This window comes from Actinotignum vesiculae, assembly GCF_051267215.1.
GTDB classification, from domain to species: domain Bacteria; phylum Actinomycetota; class Actinomycetes; order Actinomycetales; family Actinomycetaceae; genus Actinotignum; species Actinotignum schaalii.
On the sequence record NZ_JBOZGG010000005.1, the window covers coordinates 85,575 to 107,991 of the forward strand.

The following is a 22,417-nucleotide window of genomic DNA, read 5'->3' on the forward strand; positions in this document are numbered from 1 at the left end:
GTCGTGCAGAATTAACTTGCGCTTGATAGATTGTGGGGCCAGTCGGACTGACCGGCCCCACAATCTTCGTTACCTACTCAGGCTGGCAAACCTGAACCGTTAGTTTTTCCTGTTTATGCGTTGTTTTTACGCGAACGCAGGTGCGTCACCGCACCGCTCGCCACCAGGCCAGCGCCAAGGAGGGCGAAGATACCCACCCCGATAGCACCGGTCTTAGGCAGGTCGAACCACTTACCAGAATCCTTCGTCGGAACATTCTTAATACCAGTCTGGAAGACCTGGCCGGCGTTATCGGTTACGGTGACTTCGGTGATCTCATCCGAGCGAATGAACTTCGCGGGGGCTTCGACCTCAACCACGTAGAAAGCCTCACCCTTCTTCGCCTTAAACTTCGGGGTCAACCCATCATCGCCGGTCACCTTGGTACCGAAACCAACCGAAGCACCAGAGCAGTTAGTACGATCCTTCTTCGCTACACAAGCCTTAGCGTCATCCTGGTTGGCGAAGGCCACGAACTTCGCGCCCGCAAGCACACTTCCATCCGAAGCATCCGTCTTGGCGATCTGGAAATCGTAGAACTCAATAGTCGGGAACGGATTCGGGCCAGGACCCGGCTCGGGTCCGGGACCGGGGGTCGGACCGGGTTCGGGAACAATCGGGCCGGGAGTCGGTTCGCTATCCGAGTGCCCGGGGATGAAACCAAACTTATTAGAAACCGAATCAAGAGCAAGATCAGCCTTGAGGGTGAAGGTCAGGTCCACGGTCACCACCGGAGCCTCCGACGCAGTCGCCTTAGCCGCGATAGTGTTGAGACCGTCATCAGTGAAATTCACCTGGAGGCGAGTACGCCCAGCTTCCACACCATCAGTTGAGGTAGCAACGTTGTACTGCGATTCCGCAATTACTTCGCCGCTCACCTTGACAGCCTTGACCGAAGTCTTATCGATCACGGTGTAAGCATCAGTCATCGCATCGTCGAAAACCGCGAAGCCCTTAATATCAGCCCCAGTGATTGGGCCCTTCTTATTCAAGGTCGCCGAAATCGTGTAGGAAACATCATCGCCCGCACCCACAACCTGTTCGAAAGCACCAGTCTTCTTCACAAGGTCACGAACATCCGTATTCTTCGGGGTGACCGAAACATCATAGGTGTACTTCTGGTCCGCAGAAGAGGTTCCCGTGATTTCCGGGACCGTCATGAAGAACGGCTTAATATCCGAGGTATACCCAAGCGGCACCTTCGATTCCACAATCTTGTAAAGACCAAGCGGAAGGCGATCAAAAACTGCCTTACCTTCACCAGTGGTTTCGACCTTGTAAACAGCGGTCGTGCTGAGCTTCGCCTTCGGGCTATCGGGATTCGCGTTGAGGTCCTTGATTGAACCCGCCACGGTCTCCCAATCAGCCATCTTCTTCATATCACCAAGGGTGACATCCCCGAGGGCATCCACCTTCGTGACCGTGAACTCAGCACCGTTCACAGGCTTGTGCGTTGCGGCGTCCTGCTTCGTGATCGTAATCGACCCCGTCGTGGGAGCACCCGCAGCCCACGGAGCAACCGACGCCGGATCGCCTGCCGGTTCGGGTGCGGCGTTAGCCACCCCGATACCCATTCCCGTCAGTGCCAGCGCACACGCCGCCACCAACGCTCTCAATGACTTCTTACGAGCCATACTTTTTCCTTCCCAATAATTTCAGCACCACAAGAAGTACTGACCAACACGCCCGGCCAACGCCAAGCGCTTGTTGTTGAACTTGTTGAAAAACTGCCCCTACCGGGCCGGTCCCACCTATCTCGCCAGGGAACCGAGGGCGCGCGTAGTGGTTGTTGCGTGGCCACACGCCCACCCTCGTCTCCCTTTTTGCTTGCGCTCGATACCACGCGCCCTCTTGGTTTATTGAGAGCGCATGTAGGTGGTAGCAATAGTTCACGCGCGGCGGCCCACCCCCTTCTTCCGTCGGGTCTGAGCCCACCACCAGCCACCGGTGACCCCCACGATCAGAAGCGCACCCAGGCCAGCCGTGCGGTTCATTCCAGCCCCACCCGTCTTCGGAAGCGCAGGCTGCACAACCTCAACCGTGAGCGCCTTGCGTGCCCACCCCACGCCTTCCACAGCGTTCGGCCCCGTAGCCGCACCGGTGAGCGGGTCGATAGTGATACCGGGTTTCGTGGCATACACCCAACACCGATACGTGCCGAGCTCGGCTTGGGTGGCATTACCATCCACCTCACCAACCGTCCGCGCACCGCTCCCCGCAAGCTCAACGCCATCAGGTGCTTGCTTCACGCGCACCAACTCCACACCCACAGGTAACGCATTGCGCTCGCCCTCAGCCTGGCCGTCATGCTTCGGGGCGCACACGGTCTGCAGGCTGATCAACCCCGCATCCGTCGTAGAGGTGGCCTCCACGCTTAGCGGCTCGAGAACCGGTTGGCCCTTCACCACCGTGAGGGTGTCTTTAGAAACCGTGAGGGCAACATTCACGCACTCCCCCAGCTCGCGCTCATCCATGTCCCGCTCACGCGTCTCAGTCCGCTTCGAAGCCTTCGCGGTATCCAAAACCCACTGGCGCTTACCCGAGTCCCACTTAGGCGGAGTCGTCGTCACAGTCCGGGTTTGCTTAACCTTCCGCGTTGAGCAGTCCTTAGCCCCCTGCTCGGTCGAGTCCTGCCAGTCACCTTCCGTGACCTTATCCACCGGCCGCGGACTGCACTCCTTGTGCTCGTCATCGTTCATCTCCCGCTGGCGGGTTTCAGTCTTTGTCGACGACGCAGCCGTATCCAAGACCCACTTCCGCTGGGAAGAGTCCCACTTAGACGGTGTCGTCGTCACGGTGCGAGACTGCGTGACCTTGCGGGTATTGCAATCTTTGGAGCCGTCCACCCAATCCGAATGTGTGACTTGAACCGGGAGCCTCGGAGTACACGCCTTGTGCTCGTCATCGTTCATGTCCCGCTCGCGGGTTTCAGTCTTTGTCGACGACGCAGCAGTATCCAAGACCCACTTCCGCTGGGAAGAGTCCCACTTAGACGGGGTCGTCGTCACCGTCCGCGACTGCGTTACCTTCCGGGTATTGCAATCCTTCGCGCCATCAACCCAGTTAGTTGCGGTCACCTGGGCCGACGGCTGCGGCGTGCACTGGCGGTGTTCACCATCGTTCATGTCACGCTGACGCGTCTCGGTCTTCTTCGAAGCCTTGCTCGTGTCGAGCACCCACTTACGCGAAGAAGAATCCCACCGATACGGTGTCGTGGTCACTGTCCGGGACTGCGAAACCTTACGAGTATTACAATCCTTGGCCCCATCAACCCAATTAGTTGCGGTCACCTGGGCCGGCGGCTGCGGAGTACACGCGCGATGCTCGTCATCGTTCATCTCCCGCTCACGCGTTTCAGTCTTTGTCGACGACGCAGCACTGTCCAAGACCCACTTCCGCTGGGAAGAATCCCACTTATACGGGGTCGTGATCACCGTCCGCGACTGTGTGACCTTGCGGGTGTTGCAGTCCTTCGCGCCATCAACCCAATTCGTTGCCGTCACCTGCGGATTCGGCTGGGGGCTACATGCACGGTGTTCGCCGTCATTCATATCCCGCTGCCGCCTCTCGGTATTCTTCCTTGCTTTCGCGGGGTCGAGGACCCACTTGCGCTGGGACGAGTCCCACTTATGCGGGGTTGTCGTCACCGTCCGCGACTGCGACACCTTCCTCGTGTTGCAGTCTTTCGCACCGTCAACCCAGTTAGTTGCCGTCACCTGGGCCGGTGGCTGCGGCGTACATGCACGATGCTCGCCATCATTCATGTCGCGCTGGCGGGACTCGGTTTTCTTCGTTGCTTTCGCGGTATCGAGGACCCACTTGCGCTGGGACGAGTCCCACTTATGCGGGGTTGTCGTCACCGTCCGCGACTGCGACACCTTCCGAGTATTACAATCCTTCGCACCGTCAACCCAGTTAGTTGCGGTAACTTGCGCTGGCGGCTGCGGCGTACAAGCCTTGTGTTCGCCGTCATTCATCTCGCGTTGACGCGTCTCAGTCTTCTTAGTTGCTTTCGAGGTGTCGGGCACCCATTTACGCGAGCCAGAATCCCACTTATGCGGTGTCGTGGTCACGATGCGAGACTGCGTGACCTTCCTCGTGTTGCAGTCTTTCGCACCGTCAACCCAGTTAGTAGCGGTCACCTGGGCCGGTGGCTGCGGCGTACATGCACGGTGCTCGCCGTCATTCATCTCCCGCTGGCGGGTCTCAGTCTTCTTGACTGCCTTCCCGGCATCAGGCACCCATTTACGCGAGCCAGAATCCCACTTATACGGCGTTGTCGTCACGGTACGCGACTGCGTAACCTTGCGGGTATTGCAGTCCTTGGCCCCGTCAACCCAATTCGTTGCCGTCACCTGGGCTGGCGGCTGCGGCGTACATGCGCGATGCTCGTTATCGTTCATGTCCCGTTGGCGGGTCGCGGTCTTCTTAGTTGCAGCGGCATTATCGGGCACCCACTTACGCGAGCCCGAATCCCAACGATGCGGTGTCGTGGTCACCGTACGAGACTGCGTAACCTTCCGGGTATTACAGTCCTTCGCGCCATCAACCCAATTCGTTGCCGTCACCTGGGCTGGCGGCTGCGGCGTACATGCACGGTGCTCGCCGTCATTCATGTCGCGCTGGCGGGACTCGGTTTTCTTCGTTGCTTTCGCAGTATCAAGGACCCACTTGCGCGAGGAAGAATCCCACCGCTGCGGGGTCGTGGTCACCGTACGCGACTGCGAAACCTTCCGAGTATTACAGTCTTTCGCACCATCAACCCAATCCGTTGCCGTCACTTGAGCCGGAGGCTGCGCAGGTTTTTCTTTTACAGTTAAGGTTGAGGGCACAAATCTCAATGAGTAGGTAGAAAGTGCCGAACGCTTGAGTCGAAGCGCTCCCTGGCTGATTGGGTATTCACCCGGACCCATGCCATTTGAATATGTTGTTTCAAGTTCACCTTCTAGTTGGTCACCAAGTCCTGACGGCGAAATCTCGTAGGTCAAGTTTGGTGATTTTTCGCCTGCATAAATAATAATCGGATTGGCTTTCACCGTAATTTCTTTAATGTCCATAGGACGGAGAAGATAAATGGCATTATCTTGATATACCGAAAAATTATAATTAGGAATGAAAAAGTTCTTCACCTGATCACCAGGTATATTCGAGCTAAGAGGTTCGGTATCCCCCTCTTTAACGATTTCATAGAAAACATCTGAGTCGAAGGATGCGATTGTATATAGCGACCTTAGTTGCTCAAATTGTTCTCCCCTCAGTCGCAGTGTTGTACGACTGCTGGTAAAGAAAATCCATTCAGCGGTTCTTCTTCTGTCGAGGATTGTTCCATTTTGAGGAAGCGTCCAGTTAGTTATATCGATAAATGTAGCGTTGGGCGCGTCAAAAAACATCCACTGAAATTCAGCACTCCAGTGCGGCTTCCAGCGAGAGACATCCGGATTAGCACCCGAGCCCGTAAACATTCGCACAAAACTCCTGCAATTTCCAACATCCCAGTTAGAAACGTCCGGATTAGCCTTATGAGCATCCATAAACATCTCCCTCATATTCCTGACTCGGGAAGTGTTGATTCCATTAGCAGGGAGATCAATTTCCGCATCAACACAGTCTTTAAATAGGGCAGTAGAGCTCTCGGGAAAGATTATTTCTTTACCACCATTTAGAGTGAAAACTATTTTCTTAGGCTCAGTTTCCCCGCCGGTATCACAGTGTTGTTTTTTCAGATCCATCCACTGTTTACGATTGAGTTCACCGTGGCCGGCGACGGTGAGTGTTTTTGTGGTGGAATCCCAGGTGGCGGTGAGGTTGGGGCCGACGGGGATACCTGCTGCGCGCTCCGTTGCGCTCGTTTCTCCCCCATCGGAAGTGTCGGGTGACGCGAGGCTAGGAGCGGCTACCCCCCCCCCGCTAAAACAGCAAGCGCGGCAATAACGGCAGCCGCTCGTTTGATCAGCTTCACTACTAACCCCTCACCAATTGATACTGTTACAGGCAGATCTCCCACCCCCGTCGCGAAACCATTTTCACGTTCAATAAGGAATAGGAATGAGTACGACTGCATAGTCGCTTTCTTGATTTACCTTAGCTAATTTCTACAGTTTCCACCACGGGTAACGTTCAGGATAATTCCAGCACGAACCACGCAGTAGTCAGACTTTTCTGCTTATTTATGCGGTAACAGGTAGCTACTTGTGACTAAAGTCTCGAGCGGAAACGTCTTTTGTAACCAAAATTCAACAGATCGGAAACGAGCCCACTATAGCTCGATTACTTGCCGAATGCACCGTCGATTTATACATAATAATTAGTTTTCTATGCGGCCTGGCAGTGACTATTTCTATATATTATTTTCACTGTCGCGAAAATTAGAAACGCTCATAACGCCATAAAAATGCTATTTTTTGGCGTTTGCGCACCGCTAGACGAAATCTCCGTTCAGCTCCGTGAAGGTCTATCCAGAATTCAACGGAACCGCGACCGCTGGCAGCGGGGGCTTCCAGCTGCCGCCTGCGAGTCTCACTCCCCGCGCGATTCAGCTCCCCGCGTGATCCGCTAGAGCACCAGCTACCGCCCGGCTTCGCTATGGCCTTCCATCCGGGCCATGGCAATGTCCTCCGATTCGGTCACCTGGTCCACCCGCACCCGGTCGATGCGCCGCCCGTCCAGGGATTGCACGGTGAGTTCCACCGCGCCCAGGCGGGTGGAATCCCCTACCTGCGGCATGCGCCCGAGCTGGGCGATGATATAGCCGGCCAGGGTATCGAAAGGCCCCTCGGGTAGCTCCACCCCGAGCATTTTGAGCACTTCGGGGCGGGTGGAGAGCCCGTCCATATCCCGCACTCCCCCGTGCACCTGCACCTTGGGAACCTCGCGGTCGTACTCATCGCGGATTTCGCCCACGAATTCTTCCATCACGTCCTCAATGGTGACGATGCCGTCCGTCCCGCCGTATTCATCCACCACGATGGCAAGATGGGCATGGGCTTTCCGCAGATCTGAGAGGGCTTCCAGCACATCCTTACCCGTCGGGAAAAAGGTCACCGGGCGCACCAAATCGCTCACCCTTTGAGCCGTGGGAGCGGGAGCGAGCATATCGCGAATGTGCAGGAAGCCGATCACGTCGTCGTCGTTCCCACCGCGGCGCACCGGATAACGCGAGTGCTCCAGGGCTGTAACAAGGGGGCGTGCTTCGTCTAGAGAAAGTTCCGCGTCTAGGAATTCCACTTCGGTGCGCGGCGTCATGACCTCCTGCACCGTGCGGTCTGAAACGGACAGCATCGAGACGACCATATCGCGTTCCTCGGTGCCAATCGTTTCCTGGCTGGCCACGAAGGCGCGCAGCTCCGCCACCCCCATTTCTTCGCGCTGCTCTTTCGGGTCACGGCGCAGCAGCCGCAGCACCCCGTTCACGCTCACGCCCAGGAACCAGATGACCGGGCGCAGCACCGCGGTAATAAAAGCGAGGGGCCGGGCAGCCAGCGTGGAGATCGTTTCCGCCGATTGCAGGGCGATACGCTTGGGCACCAGCTCCCCGAACACAATGGAAATATAGGAAATCACGAGCGTGGTGAGCACAAAAGCCAGGGTGGTGGCCCCGTTTTCCGACATCCCCCACGCTCTGAACGTGGGCGCGATCTCCGGGGCAATGGAAGCCGCACCGAAGGAGGCGGAGAAGAACCCGGCCAGGGTCACGCCCACCTGAACAGCGGAAAGAAACTGGTTGGAATCCGCGGTTAGGCGCTGGATAGTTTTCCCGGAGGCGGAATTCTCCGCCATCTCGTCGATCTGCGTTTGCCGCAGGGAAACCAGCGCGATTTCCGAAGCGGCGAAAAACGCGCCGATCAGCGTGAAAACAACAACCCAGATAATGTTCATAGCTAAGGGACTCACTCCACCAGTATGGACGAGCCCGCGCCCACCGGCCCCACCGCGTCTCAGAAACAAGCGGCAAGCGAACACGGGAAAGGTGTGGTGGCACGGCGACGGCGCAGCGCCTGCGTGGTGGCGTGCCGGGGAGCTGCGGCGTCGTTCTTAAATAACGGGGGGCGTGAGGGCGAAACGCGCCAGGAAAAAGAGGGCTGCGGCCAGGAGGAGGAGAGTGGCGGCGTCGGTGATGCGCGAACGCACCGAGGGGACGTAGCCGGTGGGCAGCGTCAGGCGCGCCACCGCGAGGATCACGAAGCTGCCCGCGAGCGCGAGGATGGCCACGCGCGGGTCGGCGAGGAAGGCGAGGGCCACGATGATGCCGATCCAGGCCGCGCAGGCCCAGTAGACCAGCGGGTGGGAAAAGTGCGCATTCACGTGAGCCAGTATAGCCCGCGGCGGGGCGGCCACTGCCGGTACGGTGGTAGCTTCCCGGCGCGGAACGCTCAGCCTGCGAGGGCGCCTGCCCGCCGCTACATGGTGAAGAGATGGAAGAAAGCGCCGATAAAGCGGATGTCTTCGACCGTATGCGTTTTGAGATTGACGGTGAGGAGCAGGGCCACGATCCCCCAGGCCACCGTCAGGCTCACCCAGGCCCAGCGCCGTATCCGGTAGCGGCCTTTGCCGCGCGGTAGGGCGTGCCGGCGGGTGTGCACCGCGTGCCGGGGCACGTAGCGGGGGCGGCGCACCAGGGCCCGCCCGCGCACAATACTCCCCGCCGCCAGCAGCGCGAAGACCAGGTAGGCGCCGGCCACCGTGGTTTTTTGGGTCATCCACCCGCGGGTGGCCACCACGCTTTTCGCTCCGCCCGCCCGATCACCATTCCACCAGTCCAGCGCCCCGGGAAGCTGTTTCTTCCAGGTGTCCCAGGAATGCCCGCCGTTCGGGTCGAGGTGTACGGTGGTTTTCAGGCGCGGGTTCTTGACTTCCTCCAGGCCACGCGCCAGCTCCACCGGGTCGTTATCGGTGCGGGTGCCGGTGAAGTACATGGACTGCGGCCAGCTCGCCTTTTTCATGAGGTTGGTGACGGTGAATTGTTCGCGCAGGCCGGGAGCCTGGGTCAGGCCGATAACCGGCACGTTGTACCCGGAAAAGGAAATCACCGAGGCGAAGGTTTGTGGGTTGTACAGCCCGAGCACCGGCGCGCACCAGCCCCCGTAGGACGCCCCGGCAATGGCCCAGTCGCGCCGATCCGCCGAGACCGAGAAATTCTTGCGCACCATCTGCACGATATCGCGATTCACCCAGGTTCCCACCGCGGGCCGCCCAGATAGATCCACGCAATCGGGCTGTTGGTTATCCACGTTGAGGGAGGGAACCACAACGATCGTATCCGGCGCACTCGCCGGCATCGTATGCTCCAAATCCAGCACGCCCGGAATTTTCTCCGTCTGGGAAGGGAAGCCCTGGATCATGACGATCACCCGGTAGGTGCGCTCCGGGGAATAATCCGGGGGCAGGTAGACCCATACGGGCAGCTCAAGGCCGGATTCGGGGCCGCGGAAAACCGTTCCCACCACCCCGTGCCCGGCCGGGGTGAAATCGGCTTTCCATTCTTTGCCTTCCGGCATGGGGATCTCACCGGATTGCCCGGCGTACTTAGGTAGCTCGCTCGTCACTGCGGTCACGGAAGCCTTGCCGCCGCTTTTCGTGAAAATGGTTTTGACGTCGCTCCACGTACTTGCGTACTGCAAGTTGAGGTTCATGCCCACCCCAATAGCGACGACGCCGCATACGGCTGCCACCACCATGGCAAGCACCGGAATCGCGGTAGCCAGGCGGCGGGTACGCGGGATGGTGCGCACCCCCAGCGCCAGGAAAGCCAGCGAGCAGAGGCCGGCAGCCAGGAGCGCCCCGTGCGTATTGGGTTGAAGCATAGGCAAAATTTTAGGCCGCCCGGGCGCCTTCGCGCGCCGTTATTTCACTCTATGCCCAGCTCTCCTGTTATTTTTCCTCACTTTTCCCACGCTCTTCCCAGTCAGCGGCGGCGGGCTGAGAAGATGCTGGTTCCGGAGCGATCGCGGCGGTAGGAACCGAATGCAGGGTGGTGGACGGCGCGGCTGGCGCCGTGGCGGCCGGTGCCGTCGGCGCAGCCGGCGCGGTGGCGGCCGTGGGCGCGGTGGCGCTGGCGTCCGCGGTGAGGGCGCTCTCTCCGCCCGGCGCTTCGGAATGCTCCGGTGCGGCCTGCTCCATCGCTGCATCGCCAGGCGTCACGGTGGTGGCGAAAGTGGGCGCTGCGGAGTGGGCGGCGGCGTCGTGCTGCTGTGGGGCGGGGCGCAGGGCGCGCCGTACCCGGTAACGTTCCCACAAGGCGCGCACCCACGTCCAGAAGTCGCGCGCGCCGTAACCGAGCGCGAAAGGCAGCAGCACCGTGAGCGCCACGCAGCCGGTGAGGAGCGGGGCGCGAGTGCCGACCTCGAGCATGCGGCCCGGGCCGATCCCGCCGGTGGCGAATTGCCCGGCGAGGGCCACGAGCACCAGGAGTTCCAGGGCGCCCACTGCGGCGCTCACCCAGTCGCGCGGGCGCAGCGAGCGGATCACGCCCCAGGCCAGGCCCGTGAGGATGGGGATGATGAGGAGCCAGGCGGGGCGCAGGGCCGGGTCGGGCAGCAGGCCGAAAACGGGAAGGCCGGGGATGGGGGCGAAACTGCCACCCAGGGCCGAAAAGACCGCGCCGCTGCCCACCGTGAAACCGGCGCCGGTTACGTAAGCCAGCGCCCATACCGCGAGCGCGGGGGCGAAGAGCAGCTGGGTGAGGGTGAAGAGAATCGTGCCGGTGAGGTCGGTGAGATAGGCGGCGTGCAGGGCCTGGGCGCGCCCGAAGCCGAGCACCGCCGCGGCAAGAACCAGGAGGAGGCTCAGGGCGGCCAGGGTGGCGGCCAGCGGTGCGATGAGGCGCCAGCCGCGTTCGAGGATGGCCACCCCGGGCCAGGCCGGGCGTTCCAGCCAGGCGCATTGGCTGGCGGCGAAGCCGAGCACCGCCCCGCCCACGAGGGCGTGGAGCAGGGATGATTGCGGGAGGGAAAGCAGGCAGATCACACCGGCGCTGCCCGCTCCGCTCAGCGTGGCGATGGCTACGTCCCACCAGTCTTCCACCACGATGGCGCGCAGGAAACGCACCGTGAGCCAGGCGATGAGAGCGGTCAGGAGCAGCGGCATGAGGCCGATATGCCCACCCGCGGTTACGAGCGGCGTGCCGAGGGCGAGCAGCCACAGGGAGCCGCCCAGGCGTGCCGCGCCCTGCCAGGTTACGTCCCCGAGCAGCGGGGAGGCCGCGGTGAGGGTGTATCCGAGCAGGCAGATGAGCACCACCGTGATCCAGGTGAGGACCACGGGCTGGATAACGGCCAGGGCGAGCGCCACGCGGCGCGAATACGTTAACATCCCTTCCATGGTGGCGCGCGATGGGTGCCGGGCCGCGGAAGAGGGCCCGGCGTGTTGCTCACCGCACCATCTTCGCGCGGCCGCTGCGCGCGGAGCCTGCGCTCCGCTACGCGCACCGGCACCTTCGCGGCGCTTAGCCGAGCGCGCCCTTGAGTTCGCTCACCCGGCCGGCGATATCCGCGGCGATTTCCTCCGCGCCCTTTCCAGCCGCAGCAAGTTCGTGAATCCGAGAAACCAGGGCCGATCCCACGATCACCCCGTCGGAGAGCGCCCCCATGCGGGCGGCCTGCTCCGGGGAAGAAATCCCGAAGCCAATCGCGCAGGGAGTATCCGTGACCGAGCGGATTTTCTCCACGATGGCCCCCACATCGGTGGTGATATTCGAGCGCATGCCCGTCACCCCCATGGAGGAGACCACGTAAAGGAAGCCGCGCGCGGCCCGCGCAATCGCCTCGATCCGATCCTCGGAGGTAGGCGCGATCAGCGAAATGAGATCAACGTTATGCGCAGCCAAAGCCCCCTCGAATTCGCCCTTTTCTTCGAAAGGCACATCGGGGAGGATCACGCCGGAGACCCCAACTTCCGCGCAGCGGCGCGCGAAGCGCTCCGGTCCGTAGGAGAAGACCACATTGGCGTAGGTCATGATGACGAAGGGGCATTCCAGATCCGGGCGCACCTGGCCGATCATCTCGAAAATCTTGTCCGTGGTGGCTCCCCCGCGCAGCGCCCGCTCCGAGGATGCCTGGATGACCGGGCCCTCGGCGGTCGGATCAGAGAAAGGCACGCCGAATTCAATGAGATCTGCACCGGCCCGGCCGGCCGCGCGGATGATGTGCGCCGTCGTACCTAAATCTGGATCCCCGCAGGTGAAGAAGGGAATAAAAGCTTTGCCGCGGGAAAAAGCCCGGGCGATGGGTACCTGTTTAGTCATGGATATCTTCTCCCCGGTAGCGCGCGATGGCCGCAACGTCCTTATCCCCGCGGCCCGAGAGGGTGACGATAATAATCTTGCCCGGCATCTCCGGGGCGATCTTCATGGCGTGCGCGAGGGCGTGCGCCGATTCAATCGCGGGAATAATCCCCTCGGTGCGCGAAAGGTATTCGAAAGCCTCCACGGCCTCCGCGTCGGTGACCGGTACGTATTCCGCGCGCCCGATATCGTGCCAGTAGGCGTGTTCGGGGCCAATCCCCGGGTAGTCCAGGCCGGCCGAGATGGAGTACACCGGGGCGATCTGCCCGAATTCATCCTGGCAGAAATAGGATTTCATACCGTGGAAAATGCCTTCGGTGCCGGTGGCGATGGTCGCGGCGGTATCCGGGGTATCCACGCCCCGCCCGGCCGCTTCCGCGCCGATGAGGCGCACGCCCGCGTCACCTACGAAGTTATAGAAAGAACCGGCCGCGTTCGAGCCGCCGCCCACGCAGGCGATCACCGCATCGGGCAGGCGCCCTTCGGCTTCCAGGATCTGGGCGCGGGCCTCGCGGGAAATAACCGCTTGGAAATCACGCACGATCGTGGGGAAGGGATGCGGGCCCATAACCGAGCCGAGGCAGTAGTGGGTATCGCTGACCCGCCCGGTCCATTCGCGGAAGGCTTCGCTGGCGGCGTCCTTGAGGGTGCCGGTCCCGGATTTCACCGCGACCACATCCGCGCCCAGTAGCCGCATCCGGTACACGTTGAGGGCCTGGCGGCGGGTATCTTCCTCCCCCATGAACACCACGCATTCCATATTGAACAGCGCGGCAGCGGTGGCGGTGGCGACCCCGTGCTGGCCGGCCCCGGTTTCCGCGATGAGGCGGGTTTTGCCCATTTTCTTGGCGAGCAGCGCCTGGCCGAGCACGTTATTGATTTTGTGGGCGCCGGTGTGGTTGAGGTCCTCGCGTTTGAGGTAGATTTTCGCGCCGCCCAGATCGCGCGTCATCCGCTCCGCGTAGTAGAGGAGGGAGGGCCGGCCCGCGTAATTATTGAAAAGATCGGTGAGTTCGGCATTAAATTCTGGGTCGTCGCGGTAGTGCCGGTAGGCGGCGTCCAGCTCTTCGATGGCCGGCATGAGAGTTTCCGGGATGAACTGCCCGCCGTGGATGCCGAACCTGCCCGGGCGCTCGGGCGCGCCGGTTTCCGGCGTGGAGGTTCCCGAGGTGGAGCTTTCCATCGTGTGTCCTTCGGTCATGGTTATTCTTTCTCCTGTGCGGGGGCGACGACGCGCGCCGCGGCCTGGCGCCACTGGGCCAGTACTCCTACTTTATCGGCGCTGCGCATGAGGGCTTCGCCCACGAGCACCGCGTCGGCACCGCCGGCCGCGAGCGCTTCCACGTCCGCGGCCCCGCGCACCCCAGATTCGGCGACGACGAGGGCAGTGCTCTCGATACGGGCCCGCAACTGGCCCGCGGTGGTCAGATCAACCGAAAAATCTTTGAGATTGCGGTTGTTGATTCCGATGATGTGGGCGCCGGCCGCCTGGGCGGAGTCAATTTCCGCAGCGTCGTGGGTTTCCACCAGGGCGGATAGCCCAAGGGAATGCGCCAGCTGGAGGTACTCGCGCAGGGTTGCGGTATCCAGGAGCGAGCAGATGAGCAGCACCGCGCTGGCCCCCAGCGTTTTCGCCTGGTAGATCTGGTAGGAATCCACCACGAAATCTTTGCGCAGGCAGGGGGTGGTAACCGTGCGGGTGATTTCCTCCAGGTAGCTATCCGAACCGAGGAACCACTGCGGTTCGGTCAGCACAGACATAGCTTCCGCCCCGGCCGCTTCGTAGGAGCGGGCAATATCGAGGTAGGGGAAATCTTCGGCGATGATGCCCTTCGAGGGCGAAGCTTTTTTCACTTCGCAGATGAAGCCGAGCCCGGGGCCGCGCAGGGCGGCCTCGAAGGGGAAGCTGGCCGGATCGCTCCCGGGTTGGCTCCCGGCGGCGGGCGCGAGTGCTTCGGCAGGCGCAGGCGCGGCGGCAAGCGCTTCGGCGAGTTCGCGCATGCGGGCCGCGGGGATCTGTTCTTTATCGCGGGCCACCCGTTCCCGGGTGGCGGCGGCGATCTGCTCGAGGATATTAGGCACGCGAAGCCTCCACGAATTCGTCAATCTTGCGGTAGGCGCTGCCATCCTCGATGAGGTCGCCGGCCATATCCACACCCGCGGCAATGGAGCGGGCCTTGCCGGCGATATAGAGCCCGGCACCGGCATTGAGCTGGACCACGTCACGCTTGGGGCCGGTGATCTTCCCGGAAAGGATATCGCGAGTGATCTGGGCGTTTTCTTCCGGGGTGCCGCCGAGCATATCGGCCGGGGTGGCCCGGTTGAAACCGAACACATCCGGGGACATTTCGAAGGTGCGGTATTCGCCGTTACGTACTTCGCAGACCGTGGTGGGTGCGGAGAGGGAAATCTCATCGAGCTTATCCTGGCCGTAGACCACCAGGCCGTGGTGGACGCCCAGGTCATTGAGGACGCGGGCGAGGGGCTCGACGAGGTATTCATCGTAAACGCCGAGGACCTGGTATTCGGGGTGGATCGGGTTGGTCAGCGGCCCGAGGATATTGAAGACAGTGCGGAAGCCAAGCTCCTTGCGGATCGCCCCCACGTTCTTCATGGACTTGTGGTAGAGCTGGGCGAACATGAAGCACATGCCCACCTCATCGAGGAGACGCCGGCAGGTATCCGGATCCTGGTTGATATTCACCCCGAGGGCTTCCAGGCAGTCGGCGGTACCGGACAGCGAGGAGGCGGCGCGGTTGCCGTGCTTGGAGACCTTGACTCCCCCGGCGGCCAGCACGAACATCGAGGTCGTGGAAATATTGAAGGAGTGGGCGTTATCCCCGCCGGTTCCCACGATTTCCAGGGTGGGGAAAGGAACCTCGAAGTAATCGGCGTGTTCGCGCATCGCGGTGGCGCAGCCGGAAATCTCATCGGTGGTTTCTGCCCGCGCGTTCTTGGTGGACAGCGCGGCGAGGAAGGCTGCCGTCTGGGTGGGGGTGCTTTCCCCGCCCATGATCTCATTCATAACGGTATAGGCCTCGTCATAGGTGAGATCCTGCTTGGACACAACTTTAATAATGGCTTCTTTAATCATGACAACTCCGTACGTTGGGAAAGTTTGGGTGGACTGCGGTGCTGAGCGGGCCGCGCCATCGCCCCCGGGCGGCTTTCCACCAGCGGCAGCGCAGCTGGGCGCGGGTGGAGGCAGCCATGGCCGCCGCCGCGGCGGCAGTAGCCGGCGTTGCGGAAGGCGCCATGATGGAGACAGTGAGTGTGGTGGAGTGCCGGCGATGCGTGGATAGGGCATCGGGGACATGGTGCTCAGGTGAATGCGGTAGGTCCCGTTGCACGGGATTCTCCTCTCAGGTGGTTGGGGCGGCGTGGTTGCGCCGCAGGGGCACGCTTCTTAGGCGCGCCACCATCGCCAGGCCGCACCGGCCTGACCCTGTACCTTGAGATCCTGCTGCATAGCTGTGAGCTTAGCCCACCCCGGGTGGCGCCCCCGCCCCGGTCCATCATGCGGACAGGTAAGGGCGGCAGCCAGCTGGCGGCGTCGTCGTACTACCAGAAGTGAGCCGGCGTGCCGCAACTACCAGGCACGCAATTATTATTATTGACTTTTCACCCAGAGATTCCCGGGATTTTTCGCGACGTTTCGCAGATTCACCCTAGTGCTTTATGCGTGCATCGGTTAACATATTCAGGTCCCGAGTAAAGAAACCCATACCTTACATGCTTTCGTGATTGAAGAAGGACACCATGAAACATTCTGTTAAGTTGGCCGCGATTGCCGCGGCCGGGGCTTTGGCACTCGCATCCCTGACCGGCTGCGCCACCGATAATAAGGGCGCATCCGAATCGCCGGCCACCGACTCCTCAAAGGCCGCGGGCCTGTCGGTGGTGGCAACTACCGGTTACCTCGAAGATGTTATTCGCAACGTCGCTCCCGAGGCTAACGTAACCACCTTGGTCAAGCCCGGCGGTGATCCTCACACCCAGGAACTGACCACCCAGGACACCCAGGCCATTGAAAAGGCCGATCTTGTGGTGTGGACCTCCCACGATATGGAACACAAGATGATGGGCCAGCTTGAGAAGCTCGGCGACCGCCAGATCGCGGCCGCGGAAGCCATCCCGGAGGATAAGCTCCTCCCCTGGGAAGAAGACGGCAAGATCGAAGGCCACGACCCGCACGTGTGGAACTCCCCGGAGAACTGGCAGTACGTGGTGACGGCCACCGCCACCAAGCTCGGTGAGATCGACGCCGCGAACGCGGACCTCTACAAGGCCAACGCGGAAGAATACAACAAGAAGATCGCCAAGGCCGCCGATGAAGCCAAGGCCAAGTTCGATAAGATCCCGAAGGAAAACCGCGTGCTCATCACCGGGCATGACGCCTTCAACTACCTGGGCGCTTCTTTCGGTATTGAAATTCACGCCACCGATTTCGTTTCCTCCGAATCGGAAATGTCCGCGGTGGAGCTCAACGAGCTCGCCACCCTCATTGCCGAGCGCAAGGTTCCGGTGATCTTCCAGGACAACCTCAAGAACCCCGAAGTCATTAAGCACCTCCAGGACGCGGTGCGCGAAAAGGGCTGGCACGTTGAGGTCTCCGATAACGAGCTCTTCGCCGACACCCTCAGCTCCGAAGCGCCCACGAATACCTACCTGGGTGCTTTCAGCTACAACGTTGATTCCATCGTCAGCGCGCTGTCGCAGAAATAGGTGATATCTATGGGATCCGCTACCACGCTGGCCTGTCAGATTGACCACCTGAGCGTCGCCTACCAGGATACGATCGCGGTGAGCGATGTTTCGCTCCGCGTCAGTCCAGGCCAGGTGGTGGCGCTTCTCGGCCCGAACGGCGCGGGGAAATCCACCGTCATGAAGGCGGCCCTGCGCCTCGTTCCGGCCCTCGCCGGGGACGTCAGCTTCTTCGGCGAACCACTCCCCCGGGTGCGTTCACGCATTGCTTACGTGCCGCAAACCGCCACCGTGGATTGGGATTTCCCGACCACGGTGGGCGACGTCGTGCTCATGGGTACGTACGCCCAGCTGGGCTGGCTGCGCCGCCCGGGCGCACGCCAGCGCGAAGCCGCCGCAGCGGCCATGGAACGCCTGGGAATTTCCAATCTTGCCCACCGCCATATCAACGAGCTGTCCGGCGGCCAGCAGCAGCGCACCTTCGTGGCGCGCGCCCTGGCCCAGCACGCCGAGCTCTACCTCATGGACGAACCTTTCGCGGGTATCGATATCACCTCCCAGCAGGCGATTATGACGCTGCTGCGCGAGCTGGTTGATGAGGGGAAAACCGTGATGATCGTGCATCACGATTTGCAGACGGTCCCTGATTTCTGCGATAGCGTTGTGCTGCTCTCTAGCGGCAAATTGGTGGCGAGCGGAAACGTGGAGGAGGCTTTCACCGCGGATAATATCGCGCGAGCCTACGGCCTTTCCATCGCCCTCGAACGCAAGTGAGGGCGCGGCGCGATGATTGATTTTATTTCCCCGCTGGAATTGTGGGGAACCTATATTTTCCGCACCATGCTCATCGGAACCACCCTCATCGGGGTGTTTTCCGGTATCGCTGGCTGCCTGCTTTACCTGCGCCGCCAGTCCCTGGTATCCGACGTTATCGGGCACAGCTCCATCCTCGGTGTGGTTGCCGCCTTCACGGTGGCCACCCTGCTGGGCATGGATGGGCGCTCGATGGTGGTCCTCGTGCTGGGGGCGAGCGCGGCGGCGATGTGCGCCGTCGTTCTCACCAATATCATCGTGGCGCATTCGAAAGTGAAGGCGGACGCGGCTATGGCCATCTGCCTCTCGTTGTTTTACGGCGGCGGGATGGTGTGCCTACGGCTCCTCACCCATTCCCACCTGCCCAATCGCGGCGGGATCGACAGCTACATGTTCGGCAACGCGGCGAATGTACGCGCCGGGGACCTGGTGACCATCGCGGTATTCGGGCTGCTCACCGTCGCGGTTATCCTCGCTTTCTTTAAAGAAATCAAATTGGTGACCTTCGATCCGGTGACGGCGCAATTGCAGGGCTTCAGCCCGCGCGTGCTCACGCCGCTCATGCTGGTGCTCGTCACCATCGCTATCGTGATTGGAATTAAGGGCGTGGGGCTTATCCTCATGGTCGCTTTTGCGATTATGCCGGCCGCGGCCGCGCGCCAGTGGACGCACCGCATGTCCTCCATGATGGTGCTGGCCGGGATTTTCGGTGGGGTTGCGGGCGCGGCGGGCGCGTACCTGTCCGTGTGCCTGGGCAAGGTTCCCACCGGCCCGATTGTGGTGCTCCACCTCTTTGTTATTTTCGCGTTCTCGCTGTTGGCCGCGCCGCGCCGCTCCATTGTGGTGGTGGCCCTGCGCCAGCGCCGCTTGCGCGGTGATCTTGCCACGCGGGCGCTGGCTTCCGCGGAGGTTCCGGTTCCTGCGGGTGCGCAAGGATCGGCGACGACGCCGGCGCCTACGGCGCCGGATGCTCTGGCAGCCGGGGGTGCTTCGGAGAGGAGCGGGCAATGAGTTTCATTGTGGCAGTTATGTTGCTCGCGGTGGTGACCGCGGTGACCTGCGCGCTTCCGGGGGTGTTCCTGGTGTTGCGCGGGCAGTCCATGCTGGTGGATGCGATGTCGCACGCCGTGCTCCCTGGGATTGTGGTGGGCACGATTCTGTCTGGTTCCACGCATTCCCCGATCATGGTGGTGTGCGCGGCGCTCATGGGTTTGGTGGTGGTGCTGGGTGCCCAGCAGCTGGATCGCACCCGGTTGCTCACCGGGGATGCCAGCCAGGGCGTGATTTTCCCGGTGCTTTTCGCCCTGGGTATTTTGCTGCTCTCGACCACGCTTTCCCGTATCCATATTTGCCAGGACACCGTGCTCACCGGGGATCTCAATCTCATGGCTTTGAGCCCGGAACATATCATTATCGGCGGTTACGATATTGGCCCGCGCACCATGTGGCAGCTGCTCGCGGTGTGCGCGCTCAACGCGATTTTCATCGCGGTGTTTTTCCGGGTTCTCAAGACCGATACTTTCGACGGTGATTTCGCTGCGACTATCGGCTTCCCGGTGCGGGCGGTGGAGCTGGGGCTCATGATGTTGGTGTCCCTGACCGTGGTGGCGGCTTTCAATGCCGCGGGCGCGATCCTGGTTATTGCCCTCATGGTGGTGCCGGCGGCCACGGCGATTCTTTTCGCCCGCTCGCTGCGCCACCTCCTGGTGCTCACTCTCCTGATTGCGGTGGCCGAGGCGCTCCTCGGCTTCGTGCTGGCCCTGTATCTGGATTTGGCGACCTCGGCGATGATGGCTTTCACCGACGGGGTAGTGTTCCTGAGCGCGCTGGCCTGGTACAAGCTGAGCGGGCGCGCGGCGGCACGCAGCCACCGGCGCACCCTGAGCGTGCCGGCCGCTGCCGCGAGTGCCGCTACTTCTCCACTTTCGTCAGCGGAGCGAAACGCAGCATCAAGCGTTTCGTGACCGAGCCGAAAGCGACTTTCGCGGTGGTGGACTTTCCTCGGCCCTCGAAGCCGAGGATGGTCCCCCGCCCAAAGGAGCGGTGCTCCACGGTGTCACCCACCGCGAAGCCTTTGGTATCCGCTGCGGTATCGGCCGCGCTAGGTGCACCCGCCGCGCTAGTTGAGCCCGCTGCACCACCCGAACCGCCAGCTGCTTGATGCGAACTTCCGGCAGAATCAGCGCGAGAGGCCGAGTTAGCGGTGGCGGGCACCCCGAGTTTCCCGGGTTTGAATGTACCTGAGCCGATGATGGGCCCGGCGTCGTCGTCAAAGAAAGAAGGCGCGCGCCGCTCACGGCGCCCCCACCCGTAACCGGAACCAATACCGCCACCGCGCACGAGATCCTGGGAGGATTGTTCCCGGCGCCAATCAATAAGTTCGGGCGGGATTTCTTCAATGAAACGCGAGGGCGGGAACTCCTGGGGTGCACCCCACGAAGAGCGCGCTGCCGCTCGCGAAATATAGAGGCGTTCGCGCGCGCGGGTAAAGGCCACGTAGGCGAGGCGGCGTTCTTCGGCGAGTTCGCGCCGGTCATCCAGGGAACGCATATGCGGGAAGGTGCCGTCTTCCAGGCCGGTGACGAAAACAACCGGGAACTCCAGACCTTTGGCGGTGTGGACCGTCATGAGAGTGGTTTCCCCTTCGGATTCGCTCCCCTCGGGAAGCCGATCCGTATCCGAGACCAGCGAAATCTGGTCCAGCCACTCCCCCAACCCGGCATCCGGATTTTGAGCGGAAAACTCCACCGCGACCGCGTGTAATTCGGCCAGGTTTTCCACCCGGCTGAGATCCTGCGGGTCTTTGGATTCCTGTAGCACAGCCAGGTACCCGGATTCATCCATGAGGTAATCGAGGATATCCGCGGGTTTACCGCCCGCGGCGGCATCCTGACGCGCGGTTTCGAGGATGCGAGCCAGATCGGCGACGGCGCTGCGGGCCCGAGCCGTCAGCCCCGCAACTTCGCCGCGCTCCGGATTGGGGGTAGCCACATCGGCCACCGCGGCACCGAAGGAAATATTCCAGCGTTGGGCGTGGGTGGCCAGGTGGCCCTGCGCGGTATCCCCCACCCCGCGTTTGGGTTCATTGATGATGCGGCGCAGCGAAACGGTATCATCCGGATTGGCGACCGCGTGCAGGTACGCGAGGGCATCCTTGATTTCTTTGCGCTCATAGAAGCGGGTACCGCCGATGACCCGGTAGGGAATCCCGGAGCGCACGAACATTTCTTCCAGGGCCCGAGCCTGGGAATTGGTGCGGTAAAACACCGCCACATCCCCGTAACGCACCCCGTTATTATCCCGGAGCCGGTCAATTTCTGTGACAACGAAATTGGCTTCGTCGCTTTCCGAATCGGCCACGTAGCCGGTGATCTTTTCCCCGCTCCCCGAATCCGTCCACAGCTTTTTCGGCCGGCGCCCTTCATTATGGGAGATGACGGCATTGGCGGCAGAAAGAATATTTTGGGTGGAGCGATAGTTTTGCTCGAGGACCACGCTGGTGGCATCCGCGAAGTCTTTCTCAAAATCCTCAATATTGCGGATAGTGGCGCCGCGGAAGGCGTAAATGGACTGATCGGCATCGCCCACCACGGTGAGCGCGGAGCGTTCCGGGCCCTGCCCGGCCAGGGTGCGCACCAGGACGTATTGGGCGTGGTTGGTGTCCTGATATTCGTCCACCAGGATGTGGCGGAAGCGGGTGCGGTAGCGTTCGGCGATCTCCGGGTGGGAGGTGAGCACCTCCACCGTGCGCATAATAAGATCATCGAAATCCAGCGCATTGGCGCGCTCCAGGCGATCCTGGTACGCGGCGTAGGCCTGGGCCAGCACCTGGCCGTCCCTATCGGTTGCGGCCGCGGCCTGCGCGGCCGGGGTAACCAGTTCATCCTTGAGATTAGAGACCTGGCGGCTGAGCATTTTGGGCGGGTAGGCCCGGATGTCAATATTTTCTTCCCGGCACACCATGGTCATGAGGCGCTGGGAATCCGCGGCATCGTAAATGGTGAAGGTGGAGCGCATCCCGAGCGCGCGGTGTTCGGCCCGCAAAATCCGCACGCAGGCGGAGTGGAAGGTGGAGATCCACATGCCGCGGGCCAGGCCGCCGAGCATCCCCTCCAGGCGTTCGCGCATTTCCCGCGCCGCCTTATTGGTGAAGGTGATGGCGAGGATATTGGCCGGGTGGGCCTGCCCGGTGGCGATGAGGTAGGCGATACGCGAGGTCAGCACCCGGGTTTTCCCCGAGCCGGCCCCGGCGACCACAAGCAGCGGGCCGCCGCTGTGAATCACGGCTTCCCGCTGGGCGCTATTGAGGCCGGTGAGAATGCGCGCCGCCGCACCCGAAACCTCCGGCACGCTCGCAGCCGCCGGCGCACCCGCAGCCGCTGCCCCGCCCTGACCAGTAGGCGCACTTTCAGCGGCCTGAGCCGGTGCGGGCACACCCGGGCGCCGCCCCACGGTAGCCCCGGCTTGCTGGGCGGCCGCCACGCGTTCCCGCAGCCGCGCGATTGTTGCTTTGTACGATTCCTCCATAGCCCTTCTAGGGTACGACACCACCCCGACACAAAAAACGCCCCCGAGCTTCGCGTT

Annotated in this window: 15 protein-coding genes and 1 pseudogene; 4 read left to right on the plus strand and 12 right to left on the minus strand. The window is 61.8% G+C overall.

The annotated features are described in order from the left end of the window. Window positions 1-113: 113 nt before the first annotated feature. The 11 genes and pseudogenes from ACRQHG_RS04095 to trpD form a co-directional block, all read right to left on the minus strand. Window positions 114-1,673, minus strand: coding sequence for a SpaH/EbpB family LPXTG-anchored major pilin (locus ACRQHG_RS04095; protein ID WP_435710904.1), 1,560 nt, complete (start codon window positions 1,671-1,673; stop codon window positions 114-116). A 255-nt stretch (window positions 1,674-1,928) separates the two neighbouring features. Continuing rightward, window positions 1,929-4,820: a hypothetical protein gene (locus tag ACRQHG_RS04100; protein WP_435710948.1), complete on the minus strand. Its 2,892-nt coding sequence runs from the start codon at window positions 4,818-4,820 to the stop codon at window positions 1,929-1,931. A 45-nt stretch (window positions 4,821-4,865) separates the two neighbouring features. Next, window positions 4,866-5,768, minus strand: a pseudogene (locus tag ACRQHG_RS04105) (BspA family leucine-rich repeat surface protein); the annotation flags it as partial. A gap of 835 nt (window positions 5,769-6,603) precedes the next feature. Then, window positions 6,604-7,929, minus strand: a complete 1,326-nt coding sequence (locus ACRQHG_RS04110; protein WP_284903543.1) for a hemolysin family protein — start codon at window positions 7,927-7,929, stop codon at window positions 6,604-6,606. 141 nt (window positions 7,930-8,070) lie between these two features. Next, window positions 8,071-8,340 (minus strand): DUF3017 domain-containing protein, encoded by a 270-nt coding sequence (locus ACRQHG_RS04115; RefSeq protein WP_026428220.1) that lies wholly within the window; start codon window positions 8,338-8,340, stop codon window positions 8,071-8,073. A 95-nt stretch (window positions 8,341-8,435) separates the two neighbouring features. After that, a complete protein-coding gene (locus ACRQHG_RS04120) occupies window positions 8,436-9,839 on the minus strand; it encodes an alpha/beta hydrolase (RefSeq protein ID WP_435710905.1) in 1,404 nt (467 codons plus the stop codon). A gap of 67 nt (window positions 9,840-9,906) precedes the next feature. Then, window positions 9,907-11,346: a cell division protein PerM gene (locus tag ACRQHG_RS04125; protein ID WP_435710906.1), complete on the minus strand. Its 1,440-nt coding sequence runs from the start codon at window positions 11,344-11,346 to the stop codon at window positions 9,907-9,909. A 133-nt stretch (window positions 11,347-11,479) separates the two neighbouring features. Further along, window positions 11,480-12,277, minus strand: coding sequence for a tryptophan synthase subunit alpha (gene trpA / locus ACRQHG_RS04130; RefSeq protein ID WP_435710908.1), 798 nt, complete (start codon window positions 12,275-12,277; stop codon window positions 11,480-11,482). After that, window positions 12,270-13,517: a tryptophan synthase subunit beta gene (gene trpB, locus ACRQHG_RS04135; RefSeq protein WP_435710910.1), complete on the minus strand. Its 1,248-nt coding sequence runs from the start codon at window positions 13,515-13,517 to the stop codon at window positions 12,270-12,272. Before trpB ends, trpA begins: the two co-directional genes overlap by 8 nt. 2 nt (window positions 13,518-13,519) lie before the next feature. Beyond that, complete coding sequence (gene trpC, locus ACRQHG_RS04140) at window positions 13,520-14,398, minus strand: indole-3-glycerol phosphate synthase TrpC (RefSeq protein WP_435710911.1); 879 nt, start codon at window positions 14,396-14,398, stop codon at window positions 13,520-13,522. Further along, window positions 14,391-15,410 (minus strand): anthranilate phosphoribosyltransferase, encoded by a 1,020-nt coding sequence (gene trpD / locus ACRQHG_RS04145; RefSeq protein ID WP_435710912.1) that lies wholly within the window; start codon window positions 15,408-15,410, stop codon window positions 14,391-14,393. Before trpD ends, trpC begins: the two co-directional genes overlap by 8 nt. 665 nt (window positions 15,411-16,075) lie before the next feature. Here trpD and ACRQHG_RS04150 point away from each other — a divergent pair. The 4 genes from ACRQHG_RS04150 to ACRQHG_RS04165 are packed head-to-tail and all read left to right on the plus strand — an operon-like array spanning window position 16,076 to window position 19,797. After that, window positions 16,076-17,041 carry a metal ABC transporter substrate-binding protein gene (locus ACRQHG_RS04150; protein ID WP_435710914.1) on the plus strand — a complete coding sequence of 322 codons (966 nt, stop codon included), beginning with the start codon at window positions 16,076-16,078 and terminating at the stop codon, window positions 17,039-17,041. A 9-nt stretch (window positions 17,042-17,050) separates the two neighbouring features. Beyond that, window positions 17,051-17,794, plus strand: coding sequence for a metal ABC transporter ATP-binding protein (locus ACRQHG_RS04155; protein WP_435710916.1), 744 nt, complete (start codon window positions 17,051-17,053; stop codon window positions 17,792-17,794). Between the two features lie 12 nt (window positions 17,795-17,806). Continuing rightward, window positions 17,807-18,844 (plus strand): metal ABC transporter permease, encoded by a 1,038-nt coding sequence (locus ACRQHG_RS04160; RefSeq protein WP_435710918.1) that lies wholly within the window; start codon window positions 17,807-17,809, stop codon window positions 18,842-18,844. Continuing rightward, entirely contained in the window at window positions 18,841-19,797 is a 957-nt protein-coding gene (locus ACRQHG_RS04165; RefSeq protein ID WP_435719602.1) for a metal ABC transporter permease, read from the plus strand. The genes ACRQHG_RS04160 and ACRQHG_RS04165 overlap by 4 nt, the downstream gene beginning before the upstream one ends. Here the strand turns inward: ACRQHG_RS04165 and ACRQHG_RS04170 are convergent. Continuing rightward, window positions 19,745-22,360 carry a UvrD-helicase domain-containing protein gene (locus tag ACRQHG_RS04170; RefSeq protein ID WP_435710920.1) on the minus strand — a complete coding sequence of 872 codons (2,616 nt, stop codon included), beginning with the start codon at window positions 22,358-22,360 and terminating at the stop codon, window positions 19,745-19,747. The two genes, ACRQHG_RS04165 and ACRQHG_RS04170, sit on opposite strands and share 53 nt — an antisense overlap. Window positions 22,361-22,417: the final 57 nt, after the last annotated feature.